Origin of the sequence: Halorussus limi, assembly GCF_023238205.1 — an archaeon.
Classification (GTDB): Archaea; Halobacteriota; Halobacteria; order Halobacteriales; family Haladaptataceae; genus Halorussus; species Halorussus limi.
In genome coordinates, this window is record NZ_CP096659.1 from 1,287,283 (window position 1) to 1,300,269 (window position 12,987).

Sequence of the window (12,987 nt, forward strand, 5' to 3'; positions counted from 1 at the left end):
CGCGGATTCGAGAGGGCGGACCGTGGCGCCGGTTCTCGTACCGGGACGCGCTCCGCTATCCTTTTGACGAACCCCCGAAATTGAGTGAACGTGCCGCTGGAGACGCCCGCTCGTATCGTCAGCGAACTCACCAGTCGCGGCTACAACGCCGACCGCGAGGCGGTGACGCTCCTCGCGGGGGCCGACGACCCCGACGCCGCGCTGGACGCCGCCGTCGAACGCGCGTCCGACGACGTGTTGAAGCTCTCGTCCGACCACGTCGAGGCGGTTCTCGCGGAGTTCGAGCGGGCCGACGATACCCCCACTTCGAGTGGAAACGAAAGCGGAAACGAATCGGTGACGGAGACTGGCTCTCCAGAAGAAACGAAGGGGGTTCCCCGAAGCGAGGAAAACGGTCGAAATCGCGACACCGACGGCGACGTCGGCGAGAGCGTCACCGACGTTTCTCGGCCCGACGAGTCGGTCCGGGACCCCGACTTCGACGCGCGGTCGCTCGAAATTGACGGCGACGTGACCGGCGAGAGCACTGGCACGGGCGAGTACGAGGACTTCGTGTCGGTGTTCCGCGACCGGTTCAAGCGCCTCTCGAAGCAACTCCGGTCGCGGGTGAACGCGCGGCCAACTTCCGCGGTCCGGAAGATGCCCGGCGGCGGCGACACCGCCATCGTCGGCATGGTAAGTGACATCCGCTCGACCGCCAGCGGGCACTGGCTCATCGAGTTGGAGGACACGAGTGGGACCTACCCCTGTCTCGTCATGAAGGACCGGGAGTTCGCCGACGCGGTGGACGAACTCCTCCACGACGAAGTTATCGCGGTCGAGGGGACGCTCTCGGACGACAACGACGACGGGGACGGTATCCTGTTCGTGGACTCGCTGTACTTCCCGGACGTGCCTCGGACCTACAAGCCCTCGACCGCCGACCGCCACGTGCAGGCCGCGCTCATCAGCGACGTACACGTCGGCAGCCAAGAGTTCATGGCCGACGCGTGGTCGCGCTTCGCCGACTGGCTTCACACCGAGGAGGCCGAACACGTAGAGTACCTGCTCGTCGCGGGCGACATGGTGGAGGGCGTCGGCGTCTACCCGAATCAGGACGAGGAACTCGACATCGTCGACATCTACGACCAGTACGAGCAGTTCTCGGAGTATCTCAAGGAAGTTCCCGGCGACCTCGAAATCCTGATGATTCCGGGTAACCACGACGCGGTCCGCCTCGCCGAACCCCAACCCGGATTCGACGAGGAGTTGCGCGACATCATGTCGGTCCACGACGCCCGCATCTCGGGCAATCCCTCGACGGTCACGGTCGAGGGCGTGGACATCCTGATGTACCACGGCGTCTCGCTGGACGAGGTCATCGCGGAACTCCCCGACGAGAAAGCGAGTTACGACGACCCCCACAAGGCGATGTACCAACTCCTGAAGAAGCGCCACGTCGCGCCCCAGTTCGGCGGGAAGACCCGACTCGCGCCCGAGGAGAAGGACTACCTCGTGATGGACTCGGTGCCGGACGTGTTCCACACCGGCCACGTCCACAAACTCGGGTGGGGGAAGTACCACAACGTCCTCGCGGTCAACTCCGGGTGCTGGCAGGAACAGACCGCGTTCCAGAAGTCGGTCAACATCGACCCGGACGCCGGGTTCGCGCCCATCCTCGACCTCGACACGCTCGACATGACCGTCAGGCAGTTCAGTTAACTACCGCTCTCACGCCGGTTCCTGTTTCGCACTCCACTTGAAACGAAGGGGTCTACACGACTAGTGGTCGCCGGGTCCGGTCCGCCGCGCGGACTTACTGAGGTGCCGACTCAACGACGCGCAGACCCCGCGCGACCGGACGGTTCGAGTCGGTACTCGAACGTCTGGCCTCCCTCGAACCGCGGGCCGGTCCCCGCGCGTTCGAACCCCGCGGCTTCGACCACCTCCTTTGTCTCGCTCTCGTCTTCGGGGACCAGCGCCTCGACGGCCATCTCCTCCTTGCGGGCGAACCGAACCGGTTCCTCCAGCAGTCGCCCGCGGGCCTCCGGCGTCCCGCGGAGGTAGGTCACGCGGACAGTGCCGGGCATCGCGTCGAACCCGACGAACCCCACGACTTCCGCTCCGTCGGTGTCCGCCGCGTCGGTGTCTGCCCCGTCGGCGTCTGCACCGTCACCGTCCGCGTTTTCGGAGACTTCATTCTGGGAGTCTGCACCATCCGGGTCGTCTCCGTCCGGGTCCGCTCCGCCGTCCGAGTCGTCGGAGGGTCGTTCGGCCACGCGGACCGTCCGGTCGTGAATCACGTTGCGCATCACCTCGGCGGGGGCGTCGGCCAGTTCGCCGAGGACCTCCCCGTCCTCTTCGACTGCATCTCGCACGCGCATTGTTCACGTATCTTCCGTCTACGAAGTTAAAGCCCCTGGGGAGTTCCGCCCGGCCGGAACGCGTCGGGCGGTTCCCCGGTGACCGGCGGAGAGCGACCGGAACTGTCAACCGACGCACGAACGCGTAGGTCTTTTTCGCTCGCGTACTTACTCGCGTGCATGGATAGCTCGGGCGACTCCGAACTCTGTGACTTCTGTCGTCTCCCGATTCCGGACGACCCGATTACGATGGGACGGGACTCGACGGTCTACGAGTTCTGCACCGAGGCCTGCCGGGACGCGATGGTGGAGAGCGACCGCGCGTTCACCGAGTACCACGGCTTTCGGCGCATCCGAACCGGCGTCTCGGGGCTGGACTCGTTTCTCCCGCAGGGGTTTCCCCGCAACTCGTTCGTCCTGCTGGCCAACGACGAGGGCGCGCGCGACGACGCCCTCCGGGCCGAACTCGTCTGGCGGGCCTTGGAGCGCGACGAACCCGCGGCCGTCGTCACGTTCACGGAACCGCCCATCTCGGTCGTCGAGGGGTTCCTCTCGCTCGATTGGAACGTCCTGCCGTACCTCGAATCCGGTCAACTTCACATCGTGGACTGCTTCACGTATCGGATGGACGACCGGGACCGCGAGCGCATGTTCGAGCGCATGGACGAGTGGAACCGCCACATCTACGACATCACGAAGTCGGTGACCCAGACCGTCCGGGACCCCAGCGACGTGAGCGAACTCCACAACAAACTCGACAACTGCCTCGAAGCGCTGTCGATGAGCGACTGCGGCGTCGTCGTAGTCGATTCACTGACCGAGTTCGGCACGCTCGTCCAACCGGTGCAGGCGTACAACTTCGTCAAGGACATCCGGGCCGACGTCTGCAAGGGTCGGTTCGTCCCCATCTTCGCGGGCGCGACGCTCACGGCCGAGGAGGGTGATTTCCCCCACGACCTCGGTTACGCGGTGGACGGCATCGTGGATATGCAGGTGAACGGCAACATCGTCGAGGACACGCTCATCAAGCGCATCCGCATCCGGAAGATGAACGGCGTGCTGGCGATTCCCGAATGGGTCGCCTACGAGTTCACCGCGGGGAAGGGACTGGTCACGTTCGACCCGATAGCCGAGATGAGCGACACCTACGAAGGCGGCGAGCGCGAGAGCGACGAGGACGGCGAGAGTGACGAGAGCGCCCGGCGCGAGGCCAGCAGCGAGAACGCCGACAGCGGCGAGGACGGGGACCGCGAGGAATCTCACGTCCAGACCGACCAGTGAGCCGACAGAACCGTCGGTGGCAAGCTTCTCAGACATGAAAGCAGTTATCTGGATGCCAAAGTTAGCCCCTCCCATGCATCAGTGTCGCACGTGGGGGTCCGCTGACTCACAGGTGATCGTATGCGAGTAGTAGCGAAGTTCGGCGGGACGAGTCTCGGAAGCGGCGACCGAATCAACCGCGCGGCCGACTCGGTCGCCGACGCCGTGGCGCAGGGCCACGAAATCGCGGTGGTCGCCAGCGCGATGGGCAACACGACCGACGAACTCCTAGACGAGATAGCGTTCGAGACCGAGGAGGCCGACCGGGCCGAAATCGTCAGCATGGGCGAGCGAACCAGCGTCCGCATGCTGAAGGCCGCCCTCGCGGCCCGCGGGGTCGAAGCCGTCTTCGTGGAACCCGGCAGCGAGCGGTGGCCGGTCTTCACCGACGAGAACGGCGAACTCGACGCCGAGCGAACCAAGGAGGCCGCCGCGAAACTCGCCGCGGAACTCGACGGCGTGGTCCCGGTCGTCACCGGGTTCCTCGCGGAGGACCCCGAGGGCAACGTGACGACGCTCGGTCGAGGCGGTTCGGACACCACCGCCGTCATGCTCGGCAACTACATGGACGCCGACGAAGTCGTCATCGTGACCGACGTGGAAGGCGTCATGACCGGCGACCCTCACGTGGTGGAGGGCGCGCGGAACGTCGGCGAAATATCGGTGGACGAACTCCGGAACCTCTCGTTCCGCGGAGCCGAGGTCGTCGCGCCCAGCGCGCTCTCGTACAAGAACGAGAACCTGAGCGTCCGCGTCGTCCACTACCAGCACGGCGACCTGCTGGCCGGTGGTACCGACATCATCGGCGAGTTCGAGAGCCTCATCGACATGCGCGAGGAACCGCTGGCCTGTCTCACGGTCGCGGGCCGGGCCATCCGGAACCGGCCGGGCATCCTACAGGACCTCTCGACAGCGCTCGGCGACAGCGACATCAACGTCGACGCGGTCGCCAGCGGGATGGACTCGGTGACGTTCTACGTGGACGAGACGGTCGCCGAACGCGCCGAGAACATCCTCCACCGCGAGGTCATCGACGAGGAGTCGCTGTCGAGCGTCACGGTCGACGACGACGTGGCGGTCGTCCGCGTGATGGGCGGCGAACTCCCGAACCAACCGGGCGTCATCCGGAACCTCGTCGTCCCTATCGCGGACGCCCACATCAACATCCACGACCTCATCACCAGTGCGACCAGCGTCGCCGTCTTCGTGGACTGGTCGGACCGCGAGGAGACGCTGGACATCATTCAGGCGGAGTTCAACAACTGACCGTCCGGCGGGTACCGGTCCCCGGCGCTTCGGCCCGTCCGCGCTTCGCCGGGGGCCGCCCCGGAACGTTTTTTAGCGATTGCGAACAACTGCCGAGCATGCCATCCGAACCCCCACTCGGTGGGAGCGCTCGCCAGCCACGCCACCAGCGCGCGGGGTTCGGCTTCTTCTTCGCGTCCTGACCGAGCGGCGGACTTCCCGGCCGGGCGAGGACCTCGGCGGGAACGAAACCGCTCGTGCGCGGTCGTCGGCCAGCGACGCGACCGCGCTTCAGAAACGATAAGCGGGCGCACGGACACGTACGGACAACGAGCGACCCAGAGACACGATGAAACTACCCGAATCACAGGTCGCGGTGTTACGAGCCGCGAGCGCGAACGACGCACAGACCATCGACCAACTGGCCGACGAGACCGACCGCAAGCCCGAGACGGTCACGGGCGCGGCCTTCGAGTTGGAGGACGAGGGTCTCGTGACGGTCGCGGAATCGACCGACGAGACCGTGACGCTGACCGACGAGGCCCGCGAGTACCTCGAAGACGGCCTCCCCGAGGTCCGACTCTACGAGGCCGCGACGGACGCGGGGGCCGACGAGGAACCGGTCGAGATGGGCCGGGTCATCGGCCAGTCCGGACTCGAAGGTCCGCAGGTCGACATCGCACTCTCGAACTACGCCCGGAAGGGGTACGGCACCATCGAGAGCGGCGAGATTACGGCCGACCCCGACGCCGACCCCGAGAGCGACGCCGAAGCCAGCGCGCTCGCCGCACTCGACGCTGGCGAGTCGGCAGACGACGAGAGCGTGTTGGAGCAGTTAGAGCGGCGCGGACTCGTCGAACTCTCCGAGTCCACGGTTCGCTCGGTGACGCTGACCGACGAGGGCGTGACCGCGATGATGGAGGGCGTCGAGACGGCAGAGACGGTCGGCCAGTTGACGCCCGAGATGCTGACCTCCGGCGAGTGGCGCGACGTGGAGTTCGCGGAGTACAACGTCAAGGCCGACGCCGAGCGCATCGACGGGGGCAAGACCCACATCCTGCGCCAGACCGCAAACAGGGTCAAGGACACGCTGGTCGGGATGGGCTTCGAGGAGATGGAAGGGCCCCACGCCGACGCGGAGTTCTGGATAAACGACTGCCTGTTCATGCCTCAAGACCACCCCGCGCGAACCCACTGGGACCAGTTCGCGCTGGAGAACCCACGGGAAATCGACGAGTTGCCCGAGGACCTCGTGGCCCGCGTCGAAGACGCCCACCGGAACGGCGTCGGCGATGACGGCGAGGGCTACCACTCGCCGTGGACCGAGGAGGTCGCGCAGGGAATCGACCTGCGGGGCCACACCACCTCGCTGTCGATGCGGTACCTCTCGGGTCACGAGGTCGGTGAATTGGAACCGCCACAGCGGTTCTTCAGCGTCGAGAAGGTGTACCGCAACGACACTCTCGACCCGACCCACCTCCTGGAGTTCTACCAGATAGAGGGCTGGGTGATGGCCGAGGACCTCTCGGTACGGGACCTGATGGGGACCTTCGAGGAGTTCTACGCCCAGTTCGGCATCACGGACATCGAGTTCAAGCCCCACTACAATCCCTACACGGAGCCGAGTTTCGAACTGTTCGGAACCCACCCGACGACCGGCGAGATGGTCGAAATCGGCAACTCGGGCATGTTCCGCGAGGAAGTCCTCTCTCCGCTCGGCGTCGAGTGCGACGTGATGGCGTGGGGCCTCGCGCTGGAACGCCTGCTGATGCTGATGTACGGCTTCGAGGACATCCGCGACGTTCACGGGACGCTCGCCGACCTCGAACTGCTCCGCGAGACGGAGGTGCTACACTGATGCCAGTCGTAGACGTGAATCCCGACGAACTTCGGGAACTGACCGGCCACGACGAGAAGAGCGACGACGAACTCATCGACGACATGTTCGCCCTCGGACTGGAGTTCGAGGGCCGGACCGAGGAGGGCGACCTCCAACTGGAGTTCGCGCCCGACCGACTCGACCGCCTCTCGGTCGAGGGCGTCGCGCGGTCGCTGCGTTACCAGTACGGCGATGACCGCGGCGTCTACGTGCCGGGCACCAACGACGCCGACTGGACCATCGAAGTCGACGAGTCGGTGCCCGAGGTGCGACCCTACGTCACCGGCGCGGTGATTCGGGACGTGGACCTGGACGACGAGGCGCTCGATTCGCTCATCCAGTTGCAGGAGAAACTCCACGCGACGATGGGCCGCAAGCGCGCGAAGGGAGCCATCGGCATCCACGACCTGACGATGCTGAAGGGGCAGGCCGCCACCGCCGAGGGCCAGACCGAGGCGGGCAACTCCATCGTCTACCGGGGCATCGACCCCGACGGCGACCGGTTCGTCCCTCTCGACTCCGACGCCGAGATGACGCCCGAAGAGGTCCTGCGCTCGCATCCGACCGGCGAGACGTACGCCGACCTCGTCGCCAAGTACGACCGGTACCCCGCCATCTACGACGACATCGGTCTGTTCTCGTTCCCGCCGGTCATCAACGGCCGCCGGACGGAGGTCTCGACCGACTCGCGGGACCTGTTCGTGGAACTGACGGGCACCGACCAGTGGACCATCGACCACATGTGCAACATCATCTGCTACGCGCTCGACGCCCGCGGCGCGAAGGTCGAGGAAGTCGAGGTCAGTTATCCCGACCGCGACCTCCTGCGACCCGACTTCGAGGTCCGCGAGAAGACCGTCACCCACGAGCGCATCGAGAGTCTGCTCGGCGTCGACCTGAGCGCCGAGCGCGTGTTGGACCTGCTGGAGCGGTCTGGGTTGGACGCCCGGACCGAGGAGGTCGGCGACGACGAGTTGGCCTACGAGGTCGAAGTCCCGCCCTACCGGGTCGACGTGTTGCATCCGCTCGACATCGTGGACGACGTGGGCCGGGCCTACGGCTTCAACGACCTCGAACCGCGCTACCCCGACGTGGGGACGGTCGGCGGCCGCCACGACCGGTCGAAACTCGAAGACGCCGCCCGCGAACTGTTGGTCGGTCTCGGCTTCGAGGACCTGCTCAACTTCCACATGATAAGCGAGACGGAGAACTTCGACCGGATGGGACTCCCGCGGCCGGGCGAAGACGGCGACGCGCCGGACGCGGACGTTCTCGGTGCAGACGCCCCCGCGACCATCCTCGAACCCTACAGCGAGGACTACACCATGCTCCGGACGTGGGCGCTCCCCTCGCTGCTGATGGTCTTGGAGAACAACACTCACCGGGGCTACCCGCAGGACCTCGCGGAAATCGGTCTCGCGGCGCGCGTGGACGAGAGCGAGAACACCGGAGTCGCCGAGCGCCGGACGGTCGCCGGGGTACTCGCGCGCCACGACGCCTCCTACGAGGACGCGAAGGCCCGACTCCAAGCTATCGCACGCAACTTCGACGTCGAACTCGAGACGCCCCCGACCGACCACCCGACGTTCATCGACGGGCGCACGGCCTCGGTCGTTATCGACGGCGAGACAGTCGGGGTCATCGGCGAACTCCACCCGGAGGTGCTGGTCGAACACGACCTCGAACTGCCGGTCGCCGCGTTCGAGTTCCGACTCGACGCGTTAGAATAGATTCCGTCGTTCTAATTTCTCCGACCGCGTCAGTCTAAGTCCGCGCCGACCGCCTCTTCCACCGAGTCGAAGCCGTCGCGGTCCAGCAGGTCGAGCAGGCCCTCGTTGATGTCGCGGGCGATGGACGGGCCGCGGTAGACCAGGCCGGTGTAGAGTTGCACTACGTGCGCGCCCGCGCGAATCTTCTCGTAGGCGTCTTCGGCGGTGAACACTCCGCCCACGCCGACGACCGGCACGTCCACGCGTTCGGCGACGAACCGGACCATCTCCGTGGCCCGCGACTCGATGGGCTTGCCCGACAGGCCGCCCTCCTCGGCGCGGTTGTGGCTCCGGAGCGTGTCCGGTCTGTCGGTCGTGGTGTTCGTCGCGATGACGCCGTCGAGACCGAGTTCGTTCACGAGGTCCAGCGCGTCCTCGACGGCGGGGTCCGGGAGGTCGGGCGAGAGTTTGACGAGGAGCGGACTCGCGCCAGCGTCTAGCAGGGTCGTGAGGATAGCCTCCATCGAGTCGCGGTTCTGGAGGTCGCGGAACCCCTCCGAGTTGGGACAGGAGACGTTGACGACGAAGAAATCCCCGCCTTCGGCGACGCGCTCGTAGGTGTAGCGGTAGTCCTCGGGAGCGTCGTCGACGGCGACGTGTTCGGTCTTCGCGAGGTTGACTCCGACCGGAACGTCCACGTCCGCGCCGGAGAGACGCTCGCCGACCGCGTCAGCGCCTCGGTTGTTCAGGCCCATTCGGTTGACGATGCCCTCGTCCTCGCGCAGGCGGAACATCCGCGGCCGGGCGTTTCCCGATTGGGGGTCGGCCGTGACGCCGCCGACTTCGACGGACCCGAAGCCGAGACTCGCCAGCGCAGAGGGTACCTCCGCGTTTTTGTCGAATCCGGCCGCGACGCCGACCGGGTTCGGAAACGTCCGGTCGAACGCCTCGACTCGGAGTCGGTCGTCGTCGACGCGGTATCGCGCTCGAAGCGTGTCGGCGAGCGACGTTCCCTGCGCGGCGCGCATCCCCGCGTGGACCGCACTGTGGGCCGTCTCCGGAGGGAGACCGAAGAGAAGTGGTTTCACCAATTGGTAGGCGTTCATTGTACCTTTACCCAGACTCCGGTGGCAAAAACCCCTCGTTCCAACTCAGAATTCGTGTTCGACCTCGTCTTTGTCGGCCTTCTGGATGATGATTTTGTCTTCCCTGACGCGCACGAACACCTCGTCGCCGATGTCCATGCCAGCGACGGCGAGTTCGTCCTCGTGCAGGTTGATGTGGACGTTGTGATACTCGCCGTCCTCGCCTTTCGCGCCACTCGGGCTGAGCTTCTTTTTCCGTACCATCGCGGTATCGTAGGCGTACGTTCGCCCCAGATTATACTTAAGTGTTTTCTACCGACCGACCTGCACTCACACCCACGTCGGTTTCACTCGACTTACACTCTCGCTATTCGATACGCGCAGACGGGCCGGAAAAACGCCTGACGGAGCAAACATAATATATAAGGCTTACGACGAGAATGGCTCATATCGGCGATATATTTATAGTGGGTCCTGTGCTGGGTTGTCATGGAGGAGAAAACCATGGTACGTGAAGACGGTAAACGAAATTTCGCGCTTCGAGAAACCGACGGTGACGAGAGTAGTGTTTTCTCAGGAAACACTCCACGGCAGGCCGCGTTGAAAGCGGCCCGCCGTCTCGAACCAGCGTCGTCCGAAGACGCGGCCGACCACACCGAGATACGACTTCGAGAGAAAGGCACCGACAAAGTCCACATCTACGAAGGATGGGCGTGGCACGAGTCGGCCCCCGACGACAAACCCGACTGGATGCCGAACGAGATCACCGAAGCCAACGTCTCGAAGCAGGGCATCAAGCACCTCGATGAGTAGCGCGGTCGGGAACAACTTTCACCTGTTTTCTCAGTTTTCGAGCAGTTGCACGTCCTCATGCGCGTGCAGGGGCTGAGAACCATTGTTCGTACGCCACGTGCGCTAACTACTGACTGACGACGTGAGTGACACGTAGGATGACCGGTCTGCTCTTACCGTCTCTGTTACCTCGACGAGCTGGCGCTCCCAGTAGTCGCTGTCGTATCTAATCGCCCGACGAGGGTGGCACGTCATCGCACCTCGAAGAGCTCTCGGTTCGACGGCCTTAAGTGCAACCCGGCCATTCGTTTGAATGCGAACGAGGTCCGGTGGTTCGGGCCTCCGGGAAACGGCGAAAATCGGCGCCTTTTTAAGGTGCCTACGCCGCTTCTCGAAATTAATCCCAATCCGTAGCCCTTTAGTGTACTGGGGGACATGGATTGAGTAGGCGCGCTGTCCTGCGATTTAGGACGACCGCACCACGCTCGATCCGATGCCCTTAAGTGTAACAGGGTACTCGGATTGGATGTGACGAGCCTTCGGGGGTCTTCCCACCGAAGGACGACCGCGGTTCGGTGCCCTTAAATGATAGGGGCGCATTGAACCGTAATGCAGAGAAAGACGCGACGTGATTCGCGAGACGTTCAACCCGTCTCGCAATCTCGGACCACGAACACGCTTCGATGGGTTTAAGCCCAATCGACGCAAACGTTCAGGTCCGAAGGAAATGAGGATTCCACCCCTGCGGTCCGCCGTACACGATGGAATCTGATGTTAGCCCTGGCAGTTCGGTGACACCCGACCAACGATATGGTTTGGGGTCGTCGAACTGACGGACCTAGAAGATAGACACGATACATGTGTCTCCGCCAGAAACCCACCGAGCCATTACGCGCTCGGCAACCATTCCGGTTGATCCTGCCGGAGGCCATTGCTATCGGAGTCCGATTTAGCCATGCTAGTCGCACGGGTTTAGACCCGTGGCAGATAGCTCAGTAACACGTGGCCAAACTGTCCTATGGATCGAGATAACCTCGGGAAACTGAGGCTAATCTCGAATAAGGTTTCCACTCTGGAGTGAGGGAAACTGGAAACGCTCCGGCGCCATAGGATGTGGCTGCGGCCGATTAGGTAGACGGTGGGGTAACGGCCCACCGTGCCGATAATCGGTACGGGTTGTGAGAGCAAGAGCCCGGAGACGGAATCTGAGGCAAGATTCCGGGCCCTACGGGGCGCAGCAGGCGCGAAAACTTTACACTGCACGACAGTGCGATAAGGGGACTCCGAGTGCGAGGGCATATAGTCCTCGCTTTTCTGAACCGTAAGGTGGTTCAGGAATAAGGGCTGGGCAAGACCGGTGCCAGCCGCCGCGGTAATACCGGCAGCCCGAGTGATGGCCGCTATTATTGGGCCTAAAGCGTCCGTAGCCAGCCAGACAGGTCCGTCGGGAAATCCACTCGCTCAACGAGTGGGCGTCCGGCGGAAACCAGCTGGCTTGGGGCCGGAAGACCTGAGGGGTACGTCCGGGGTAGGAGTGAAATCCTGTAATCCTGGACGGACCACCGGTGGCGAAAGCGCCTCAGGAAGACGGACCCGACGGTGAGGGACGAAAGCTAGGGTCACGAACCGGATTAGATACCCGGGTAGTCCTAGCTGTAAACGATGCTCGCTAGGTGTGGCGTTGGCTACGAGCCAGCGCTGTGCCGTAGGGAAGCCGAGAAGCGAGCCGCCTGGGAAGTACGTCCGCAAGGATGAAACTTAAAGGAATTGGCGGGGGAGCACTACAACCGGAGGAGCCTGCGGTTTAATTGGACTCAACGCCGGACATCTCACCAGCTCCGACTGCAGTAATGAAGGTCAGTGTGATGAGCTTACCTGACGCTGCAGAGAGGAGGTGCATGGCCGCCGTCAGCTCGTACCGTGAGGCATCCTGTTAAGTCAGGCAACGAGCGAGACCCGCATCTCTAATTGCCAGCAATACCCTCGAGGTAGTTGGGTACATTAGGGAGACCGCCACGGCTAACGTGGAGGAAGGAACGGGCAACGGTAGGTCAGCATGCCCCGAATGAGCTGGGCTACACGCGGGCTACAATGGCCAGGACAACGGGTTCCAACCCCGAAAGAGGACGGTAATCTCTTAAACCTGGTCGTAGTTCGGATTGAGGGCTGAAACTCGCCCTCATGAAGCTGGATTCGGTAGTAATCGCGCTTCAGAAGAGCGCGGTGAATACGTCCCTGCTCCTTGCACACACCGCCCGTCAAAGCACCCGAGTGAGGTCCGGATGAGGCCCGGTTCCCGGGTCGAATCTGGGCTTCGCAAGGGGGCTTAAGTCGTAACAAGGTAGCCGTAGGGGAATCTGCGGCTGGATCACCTCCTAACGCACGAGACCAGGTCGACGACCTGGCTCACACACCCGTTCGTCACCACCATACGACGAACACACGCGAGGGTTCCTCGACGACCTCGACCGCTTCGGTGGTCGGGCACCTTCGAACTGCCAGGGTTAACATTCGCCCCTCCCCGTCCGGGGAGGTGGGCCCATAGCTCAGTGGTAGAGTGCCTCCTTTGCAAGGAGGATGCCCTGGGTTCAAATCCCAGTGGGTCCATGTCTCGG

Annotated in this window: 9 protein-coding genes, 1 tRNA gene and 1 rRNA gene; 8 read left to right on the forward strand and 3 right to left on the reverse strand. The window is 64.0% G+C overall.

Annotation, left to right across the window (positions count from 1 at the left end; translation table 11 throughout):
• Positions 1-90 precede the first annotated feature (90 nt).
• Positions 91-1,701, forward strand: a complete 1,611-nt coding sequence (locus tag M0R89_RS06615; RefSeq protein WP_248651770.1) for a DNA-directed DNA polymerase II small subunit — start codon at positions 91-93, stop codon at positions 1,699-1,701.
• 110 nt (positions 1,702-1,811) lie between these two features.
• Here M0R89_RS06615 and M0R89_RS06620 read toward each other — a convergent pair whose 3' ends face one another.
• The gene (locus M0R89_RS06620) at positions 1,812-2,363 is read right to left on the reverse strand and encodes a hypothetical protein (protein ID WP_368408858.1); all 552 of its coding nucleotides are present in this window, start codon (positions 2,361-2,363) and stop codon (positions 1,812-1,814) included.
• A gap of 159 nt (positions 2,364-2,522) precedes the next feature.
• Here M0R89_RS06620 and M0R89_RS06625 point away from each other — a divergent pair, with 159 nt between their 5' ends.
• The 4 genes from M0R89_RS06625 (at position 2,523) to pheT (ending at position 8,516) form a co-directional block, all read left to right on the forward strand.
• The gene (locus M0R89_RS06625) at positions 2,523-3,623 is read left to right on the forward strand and encodes an ATPase domain-containing protein (protein ID WP_248651771.1); all 1,101 of its coding nucleotides are present in this window, start codon (positions 2,523-2,525) and stop codon (positions 3,621-3,623) included.
• A 120-nt stretch (positions 3,624-3,743) separates the two neighbouring features.
• Complete coding sequence (locus M0R89_RS06630) at positions 3,744-4,928, forward strand: aspartate kinase (RefSeq protein WP_248651772.1); 1,185 nt, start codon at positions 3,744-3,746, stop codon at positions 4,926-4,928.
• A 328-nt stretch (positions 4,929-5,256) separates the two neighbouring features.
• On the forward strand, positions 5,257-6,765 hold the full coding sequence (gene pheS / locus M0R89_RS06635) for a phenylalanine--tRNA ligase subunit alpha (RefSeq protein ID WP_248651773.1): 1,509 nt from the start codon (positions 5,257-5,259) through the stop codon (positions 6,763-6,765).
• Positions 6,765-8,516: a phenylalanine--tRNA ligase subunit beta gene (pheT, locus tag M0R89_RS06640; protein ID WP_248651774.1), complete on the forward strand. Its 1,752-nt coding sequence runs from the start codon at positions 6,765-6,767 to the stop codon at positions 8,514-8,516. The genes pheS and pheT overlap by 1 nt, the downstream gene beginning before the upstream one ends.
• A gap of 29 nt (positions 8,517-8,545) precedes the next feature.
• On the opposite strand, the gene M0R89_RS06645 is transcribed toward pheT, so the two are convergent.
• Positions 8,546-9,601 carry a quinone-dependent dihydroorotate dehydrogenase gene (locus M0R89_RS06645; protein ID WP_248651775.1) on the reverse strand — a complete coding sequence of 352 codons (1,056 nt, stop codon included), beginning with the start codon at positions 9,599-9,601 and terminating at the stop codon, positions 8,546-8,548.
• Positions 9,602-9,646: 45 nt separating this feature from the next.
• Positions 9,647-9,844 (reverse strand): hypothetical protein, encoded by a 198-nt coding sequence (locus M0R89_RS06650; protein ID WP_115798291.1) that lies wholly within the window; start codon positions 9,842-9,844, stop codon positions 9,647-9,649.
• A 240-nt stretch (positions 9,845-10,084) separates the two neighbouring features.
• On the opposite strand from M0R89_RS06650, the gene M0R89_RS06655 reads away from it, so the two are divergent.
• The 3 genes from M0R89_RS06655 to M0R89_RS06665 all read left to right on the forward strand — a co-directional run bounded on the left by M0R89_RS06655 (position 10,085) and on the right by M0R89_RS06665 (position 12,979).
• A complete protein-coding gene (locus M0R89_RS06655) occupies positions 10,085-10,393 on the forward strand; it encodes a non-histone chromosomal MC1 family protein (RefSeq protein WP_248651776.1) in 309 nt (102 codons plus the stop codon).
• An 884-nt stretch (positions 10,394-11,277) separates the two neighbouring features.
• Positions 11,278-12,749, forward strand: a 16S ribosomal RNA gene (locus M0R89_RS06660).
• A 158-nt stretch (positions 12,750-12,907) separates the two neighbouring features.
• A tRNA-Ala gene (locus M0R89_RS06665) sits at positions 12,908-12,979 on the forward strand.
• The last annotated feature ends 8 nt before the right edge of the window (positions 12,980-12,987 follow it).

Bases quoted from the DNA above. Each gene is read 5' to 3' on its own strand.
- M0R89_RS06625 (WP_248651771.1), top strand. From the start codon at position 2,523: ATGGATAGCTCGGGCGACTCCGAACTCTGTGACTTCTGTCGTCTCCCG.
- M0R89_RS06630 (WP_248651772.1), top strand. From the start codon at position 3,744: ATGCGAGTAGTAGCGAAGTTCGGCGGGACGAGTCTCGGAAGCGGCGAC.
- M0R89_RS06650 (WP_115798291.1), bottom strand. From the start codon at position 9,844: ATGGTACGGAAAAAGAAGCTCAGCCCGAGTGGCGCGAAAGGCGAGGAC.
- pheS (WP_248651773.1), top strand. From the start codon at position 5,257: ATGAAACTACCCGAATCACAGGTCGCGGTGTTACGAGCCGCGAGCGCG.
- M0R89_RS06620 (WP_368408858.1), bottom strand. From the start codon at position 2,363: ATGCGCGTGCGAGATGCAGTCGAAGAGGACGGGGAGGTCCTCGGCGAA.
- M0R89_RS06645 (WP_248651775.1), bottom strand. From the start codon at position 9,601: ATGAACGCCTACCAATTGGTGAAACCACTTCTCTTCGGTCTCCCTCCG.
- M0R89_RS06655 (WP_248651776.1), top strand. From the start codon at position 10,085: ATGGTACGTGAAGACGGTAAACGAAATTTCGCGCTTCGAGAAACCGAC.
- pheT (WP_248651774.1), top strand. From the start codon at position 6,765: ATGCCAGTCGTAGACGTGAATCCCGACGAACTTCGGGAACTGACCGGC.